Below are 7,584 nucleotides of genomic sequence, written 5' to 3' on the forward strand. Positions count from 1 at the left end.
TCACCGTGGGCGCGATCTGGGACAGCCGGTCGTAGGTCGGCTTGTCGATCGTCTCGTAGATCGCGAAGATGAGGTCCGGCTTCGCCGCGGCGATCGACTCGTAGTCGATCCCGTCCCCGCCGAGGGTGGTGACGCCCTTTCCGCCGGTCGCCTCCTTGACCCACGGGAAGTTGTTGTAGTTGTCGAACCATTCGCGGGTCGCGACCGGAACGACGTCCAGTGCGAGCACGAAGTCCTGATCGTTCCAGCCGACGGTGACGACATTCTTGGGATTGGCGGGAATCTTCGTCTCACCGAACTTGTGCGTTACGGTGACGGGCTCGTCCGTGGGAGCGGCGGCCGGTGTCGAGCCGCAGCCGGCCACCATCGCGAGGGCGGCCAGAAAAGCGGCGACGACGACGCCCAAACGGAAACCGCCGGTGCGGGAGTTCGCGTGGTCCCCGTCCGGGAGACCTCTGTGGCTCAGTTGCATCAACACCCCTTCGAGAAGTTAGCTGAGGCTAGCATTGCCTCCGGTTGGCAGGGTAGACACTGCTGTAGGTGCCCGGTTCACTCGCCCGTTCAGTCCTTCGGGGGAGTGGCGAGCGGCCGAGTGGCGGCGACGGTGCCGCCCGGCGGGCCGCCGGAGATGATGTTCGTCGCCGGCGTTCACTGTCGGCGTGGGGCGAGGTAGGTTACCCTAACTCAGCGGAAGGGTGGAAATGTCCATAGGAACGGTGGCGCACACCTTCGGGGATCGACCCGGGAACGACGGGGTCCGATCCACCGGAACGGGCCTTCCGCGTAGCCCCCTTTCCCCGGCCCGGGTCGCGGCCGGACGCGTCGCGTAGATGGCGACTGAGACGACCGGTTCGAAGGTTCTGATCGACGGAATCGTCCGCAACCGGCGCTGGCTCACCACGGGATCCGCGATGTACGGCGGTCACCAGATCTGCGAGGCGTTGGTCCCGGTGGTCATTGGTGTGATCATCGACCGTGCGGTGGCGACGGGTGACGTCCGCGAGCTGGTCCTGTGGATCGGGGTGCTCGCGGTCCTGTTCCTGGTGCTGTCGCTCATGTGGCGCTTCGGCGCCCGGCTGCTCACCTACGCCGAGGCGGGCGAGGGCTGCACGCTGCGCGTCGAGGTTGCGGGGAAGATCCTCCAGCCCCGGGGCATCCGCACGGACCTGCGCAGCGGCGAGCTGCTGTCGATCTCCAGCAGCGACGCCGACAACACGTCCTACATGCTCGACTACATCCCCCGCATCGTGGCCTCCCTGACGGCCACCACGGTGTGCGCGGTCATCCTGCTGACGGTCAACGTCCCGCTCGGGCTCGCGGTCGTGCTGGGGACGCCGCTGGTGCTGCTGGTGCTGCACTTCAGCGCGCCGCTCATCGCGCGGCGGATCGAGCACCAGCAGGAGACCGCGGGGCGGGCCGCCGCGGTGGCCACGGACCTCGTCGCCGGCCTGCGCCCGCTGCGTGGGATCGGGGCGCAGGACGCGGCCGCGCAGCGCTACCGCGAGGTCAGCCGCCGCTCGTTGCGGGCGACCCTGCGCGCGGCGCTCACGCAGCGTGGCTTCGAGGGGGTCTCGGCGACGCTCAGCAACCTGCTCGCGGCCGGGATCGCCATCGCGGCCGGCTGGTTCGCGCTGGACGGCGTGATCAGCATCGGCCAGTTCGTCACGGTGATCGGCCTGGCGCAGTTCCTCGTCGAGCCGCTGGCTCAGCTGACCGTGGTGCCCAGCTGGATCGCCGAGGCCCGGGCGTCTGCCAACCGGGTGGCGCGGGTGCTGTCCGCGCCGCCGATGGTGGCGGAGGGGCAGAGCGCGCTCGGCGCGCCGCCGCACGGCCTGGACATCGTGGGGCTGCGCCACGGGAGCCTCGACGGGCTCGATCTCTCGGTGCGGCCCGGCGAGCTCGTCGGCGTCGTCGCGCCGCAGGCCGCCGACGCCGAGGCGCTGGTCACAGCGCTGTCGGGGCAGATCGCTCCCGAGGACCACCTCGGGACGATCGCGGTCGGCGGCGTCGACCTGGCCTCCGTCGAGCCCGGTGCGGCGCGGGCCGCGGTGCTGGTCGAGCCGCACCACACCGACATCTTCACGGGCACCGTGGGCTCGAACATCGTGGTCGGCGACGGCGCGGGCACCGACGCCGTCTTCCTGGACCGCGTGCTGTCCGCCTCGGCCGCGCAGGACGTGGTGAACGCGCACACCGGCGGGTTGGACACCCCCGTCACCGAGCGGGGCGCGAGCCTGTCCGGCGGGCAGCGGCAACGGCTGGCGTTGGCGCGGGCGCTGTACGCCCGGCCGTCCGTGCTGGTGCTGCACGACCCCACGACCGCGGTGGACCCGGTGACCGAGCATGCGGTCGCCCGCGGCCTGGCGGCCTTGCGCCACGGGCCGGAACAGACCTGCAGCACCGTCCTGGTGACCTGCAGCCCGATCCTGCTCGCCACGGCGGACCGCGTCGTGGTGATCGAGAACGGCCGGGTCCGCGCCAGCGGCACCCACGACGAACTGGCCGAGCGCGACGGCGCCTACCGGAAGGCGGTGCTGCGGTGACGAGCCCGGCTCAGGCAACGGGGAGCGGCACGCTGCTCCCGATCGCGGGCCCGCGGGCGTCGTGGGCGTGGCTGTTCGGCCAGCTGCGCCACCACCGCGTGCTCACGGTGGGCACGCTCGCGATCGGCCTGCTCGCGGCGGCGATGACGGTGCTGCCACCCTACATCTTCGGCGAGCTCGTGGACCGGGTCAGCGCCCAGGAGCCCGCGTCCTCGATCGCCGTCATCGCGGGCGTCCTGGTCGTCGCGGCGATCGTCGGCGGCGTCAGCTCCGGCGTGGCGACCTACCTGACCAGCAGTCTCGGCGAGCGGATCCTCGCCACGCTGCGTGAGCGGGTGATGCAGCGGGCGATGACGCTGCCCAACGCCGTGATCGAGAAGGCGGGCAAGGGCGACCTGCTCTCGCGCATCGGCGACGACGTCAACGCCATCGGCCGGGCGGTCACCGACGTCCTGCCCAAGGTCATCTCCTCACTGCTCGTGGGGATCCTCGGGATCGTCGCGATGGCGGGCCTGGACTGGCGGCTCGGGCTCGCCGGGCTCGCCGCCGTCCCGCTGTACGTGCTCGGCCTGTGCTGGTACCTGCCGCGCTCGGCCCCGATGTACGCCGACGAGCGCAAGGCCGTCGCGGCCCGGTCGCAGGCGCTCATGGAGAGCATGGTCGGCGCGCGGACCGTGCACGCCTACCGCCTGGAGCGCGCGCACCTCATCGAGATCGACGCCGCGGCCGTCCGGGCCCGGGATCTGTCGATCGCGATCGTCACGCTGTTCACCCGCTTCGTCGGGCGCACCAACCGGGCCGAGTTCGTCGGGCTGTCGGTGGTGCTGATCGTCGGCTTCGTGCTGGTCCGCGAGCAGATGGTCACCGTCGGTGCGGCCACCGCGGCCGCGCTGCTGTTCCACCGCCTGTTCGACCCGGTCGGCACCGTGCTGCACAGCTTCGACGAGGTGCAGTCGGCGGGCGCGAGCCTGGCGCGGCTGGTCGGCGTCGTGGGCATCCCGCAGGAGCGGTCGACCGCCGATCCGACGCGCCGTCCCGCCGACTCCGCCCTGGAGCTCGCCGGCATCGAGTTCGGCTACGAGCCCGGCGTGCCCGTCCTGCACGGTGTGTCCCTGCGCATCGGGCCCGGGGAACGGGTCGCCCTCGTGGGCTCGACGGGTGCGGGCAAGACCACCCTGGCGGCCGTCGCCGCGGGGCTGCTCGTCCCGTCCGGGGGCTCGGTCCGCCTCGGCGGGGTGCCGTTGCGCGAGCTCGGCGCCGACCAGGTGCGCCGCCAGGTGGCGATCATCAGCCAGGAGGTGCACGTCTTCGCCGGACCCCTGGTCGAGGACGTCCGGCTGGGCCGTCCGGACGCGACGGTCGAGCAGGTGCGCGCCGCCCTGGAGCGGGTCGGCGCGTGGGACTGGGTGGCGGTGCTGCCAGAGGGCATCGAGACGCTGGTCGGGGAGGGCGGGCGGGACCTCACCGCCGCCCAGGCGCAGCAGCTCGCGCTGGCCCGGCTGGTGGTGGCCGATCCGGCGGTGGCGATTCTCGACGAGGCGACCGCGGAGGCGGGCAGCCTCGGCGCGCGCGGGCTGGAGGAGGCGGCGGCCGCCGCCACGGCCGGCCGCACGACGTTGATCGTCGCCCACCGGCTCACCCAGGCCGCGACCGCGGACCGCGTCGTCGTGCTGGAGCACGGGCGCGTCGTCGAGTGCGGAGCCCATCCCGATCTCCTCGCCGCGGGTGGGCGCTACGCCCAGCTGTGGGGCGCGTGGCGCTCGCGCGCCACCGCAGGCGCCCACCCCGAGCACTAGCAGCCTCCGAAAACGCCTCGTCGCAACAACCCGTGGGAGAGGTATGTCCATCGACCGGGACACGGCAGACACCCTGGCAGCACGTCTCGAGGTGCTCGCCGGGTGGAACGACTCGACGCTGCCGTCGGACACCACCACCGTCGCGGAGCTCTTCGCCCGCGCGGTTCAGGCGTACCCCGACGGGCTGGCCCTGGTCGCCGGTGGCGGGAGCGCGGCGGACGGGCGCCCCGTGCAGCTCACCTACGTCGAGCTGGCCGCGCGGGTGCACCAGCTCGCCCACCACCTGCTCGAGCGGGGGCTCACCGCGGAGCAGGTCGTCGCGGTGCACCTGCCCCGGTCGGCGGAGATGGTGGTCGCGGTGCTCGCGATCATGGTCGCGGGCGGGGCGTTCGTGCCCGTCGACCCCGAGTGGCCCGAGCAGCGCCGCCGCCAGGTGCTCGACGACGCGGGCGCCGTGCTGGCCGTGACCGGCACGACCGGCACCGTGTCCCCGGCACCGCCCGTGCCGGGCGTTGTCGTCGATCTCGCGGACTGGTCGTTCGCGCACCTGCCCACCACGGCGCCCGCGGTGACCATCGAGCCCCAGCGGCTGGCCTACGTGATGTTCACATCGGGCTCGACGGGCCGGCCCAAGGGCGCGATGATCCGCCACGAGGCGATCTGCAACCGGCTGCTGTGGCAGGTCGAGCGGATCCTGCGTTTCGGGCCGGGGGACTCGGCGCTGTTCAAGGCGCCGCTGTCGTTCGACATCTCGGTCAACGAGATCCTGCTGCCGCTGGTGTCCGGCGGCTACGTGGTCGTCGCCGAACCCGGCGGGGACCGGGACCCCCAATACCTGCTCGACCTCATCGCCACCGAGGGCGTCACGTTCGTCTACCTCGTCTCCTCGATGCTCGACGTGCTGCTGGAGATGGCGCGCGGCACCGCGAAGCTGCAGGGGCTCAAGCACGTCTGGTGCGGCGGTGAGGTGCTGACGCCGGAGCTGTTCGAGCGGTTCCGTGCGCAGCTCACGACCACGCTCTACCACGGGTACGGCCCGGCCGAGGCCACCATCGGGGTCTCGCACGTGATCTACCGCGACGACGCCGAGCGGATCGCCACCTCGATCGGGCGGCCCAACCCCAGCACCCAGCTCTACGTGCTCGACGAGCAGTTGCGGCCGGTCCCGGTCGGCGTCGGCGGGGAGCTGTACGCGGCCGGGTTCCTGCTCGGGCGCGGCTACGTCAACGCGCCCGCCATGACGGCCGCCCGCTTCGTCGCGAACCCGTTCGACCCCGACGGCGGCTCCCGCCTCTACCGCACGGGCGACCTCGCGCGCTGGCACGAGGACGGGTCGCTGGAGTTCCTCGGCCGGGCGGACAACCAGGTGAAGATCCGCGGGATGCGCCTGGAGCTCGAGGAGGTCGAGGCGGCGCTGGCCGCCCACCCGGGGGTCCGGCAGGCGGTGGTGACGGCGCGCGAGATCGCCGCGGGCACGAAGTACCTGGCCGGCTACGCCCTCGCGGCGGGCCAGGGCACCGAGGCGCCGACCGAGGACCAGCTGCGCCGGTGGTGTGCCGACCGCCTGCCCGAGTACATGGTGCCCACGACGTTCACGGTGCTGGACGAGTTCCCGCTGACGCCGAACGGCAAGGTGGACCGCCGGGCGCTGCCCGAACCGCGACGCCCGGACGGCACCACCGGTGGGCGCGCCGCGCGCACTCCGCGGGAGCGCACGCTGTGCGCGATCTTCGCCGAGGTGCTCGGGCTCGCCGAGGTGGGCCCCGACGAGGACTTCTTCACCCTGGGCGGGGACAGCATCGTCGCGATCGGGGTGGTCAGCAGGGCGCGCCGGGCCGGGCTCGCCGTGCGGCCGCGGGAGGTCTTCGAGTTACGCACGCCCGCGGCGCTGGCGGTGGCCGCGCGGGCGGCCGGGGCCGCGCCCCGCGTCGTGAGCGTCGAGCCGTTCGGGGACCTGCCGGCCACGCCGGTCGTCGAGTGGCTGTTCGAGACGGGCCCGTCCGCGGGCTTCTACCAGTCCATCGCCCTGCACGCCCCCGCCACGCTCACCCTCGACCGCCTCACCGGGATGGCCGCGGCCCTGCTGGGCCACCACGAGATGCTGCGCGCGGTGGTCCGTACCGGCCCGGACGGACGAGCGGCGGTCACCGTGTCCGCGCAGGTTCCGGCCCCCGCCGTCACGCACGTCCGGTGCGGCGCGGACGAGGATCTCGACGAGCGGATGCGCCGCGAGACCGCGGCCGCCGCCGCGCGGCTGGACGCCGCCGCCGGGCGGATGGCCGAGTTCGTCTGGCTGGACCGCGGCCGCGAGCGGCAGGGCAGGGTTCTCGCGGTCGTCCATCACGTCGTGGTGGACGGGGTGTCGCTGCGGATCCTGGCCGAGGACCTGCAGCGGCTGTGGGACGGCGGCGCCCCGGAGCCGACGCCGACCTCGTTCCGCGAATGGGCATCGGCGCTGGCCGACGCCACCGCGGCGGGGGTCTTCGACGCCGATCTCGCGTACTGGCGCGAGCAGGCGGCCGTGGCGACCCCGGTGCTCGGGCGCCGTCCGCTGGACCCGGCCGTCGACACGGTCGCGACCGAGCGGTCACTCACGGTCACGCTGCCGGGCGTGCTCACCGAGCCGCTGCTGGGCCGCGTGCCCGCCGCGATCCACGGCGGCGTGAACGACGCGCTGGTGGCGGCGCTGGCCCTGGCGGTGGCGCGGTGGCGCGGCGAACAGGCCGGCTCCCGCCTCCTGGTGGAGATGGAGGGGCACGGCCGGGAGGCCGAGATGCTGCTCGTCGACCCGGCGGGCGGCCAGGCGCTCGACCTGTCCCGCACGGTCGGCTGGTTCACCACGCTCTACCCCGTCGTCCTCGACACCGGCCTGCAGCCGGGCGAGGCGGTCCCCACCGGCGGCCCGCGGCTGGCCGCGGCGGTGAAGGCCGTCAAGGAGCAGCTGCGCGCGGTGCCGCGCCACGGGCTGGGCTACGGCGCGCTGCGGTACCGGGGCGGGCACGCGGATCTCGCGGTTGCCCCGGCGCTGCTGTTCAACTACCTCGGCCGGTTCCCCGTCGGGTCCGGGGCGGACTGGTCGACGGTGCACGTGGGCGGGGCCGACGGGGCAGACGGGGCAGTGGTCGGCGAGGACCGCGACCCGCGGATGCCGCTGCCGCGCGCGCTGGAGGTCAACGCCGTCACCGTCGACACCGTCGACGGCCCGGTGCTGTCCGCGCGGTTCAGCTGGCCCGCCGCGGTCCTCG

At 73.7% G+C, this 7,584-nt stretch carries 4 protein-coding genes; 3 read left to right on the forward strand and 1 reads right to left on the reverse strand.

The annotated features are described in order from the left end of the window. Positions 1 to 472, reverse strand: a 472-nt coding sequence (locus AB7J25_RS29165; protein ID WP_428514334.1) for an ABC transporter substrate-binding protein, incomplete at its 3' end; no start/stop codon positions are given. A gap of 358 nt (positions 473 to 830) precedes the next feature. Here AB7J25_RS29165 and AB7J25_RS29170 point away from each other — a divergent pair. From AB7J25_RS29170 to AB7J25_RS29180, 3 genes are all read left to right on the forward strand, one after another. After that, on the forward strand, positions 831 to 2,543 hold the full coding sequence (locus tag AB7J25_RS29170; RefSeq protein ID WP_428514336.1) for an ABC transporter ATP-binding protein: 1,713 nt from the start codon (positions 831 to 833) through the stop codon (positions 2,541 to 2,543). Next, on the forward strand, positions 2,540 to 4,339 hold the full coding sequence (locus AB7J25_RS29175) for an ABC transporter ATP-binding protein (protein WP_428514338.1): 1,800 nt from the start codon (positions 2,540 to 2,542) through the stop codon (positions 4,337 to 4,339). The genes AB7J25_RS29170 and AB7J25_RS29175 overlap by 4 nt, the downstream gene beginning before the upstream one ends. A 43-nt stretch (positions 4,340 to 4,382) precedes the next feature. After that, positions 4,383 to 7,584: amino acid adenylation domain-containing protein (locus AB7J25_RS29180; RefSeq protein WP_428514340.1), on the forward strand; the 3,202-nt coding region annotated here is incomplete at its 3' end.

Source organism: Pseudonocardia sp., assembly GCF_050246655.1.
Classification (GTDB): domain Bacteria; phylum Actinomycetota; class Actinomycetes; order Mycobacteriales; family Pseudonocardiaceae; genus Pseudonocardia.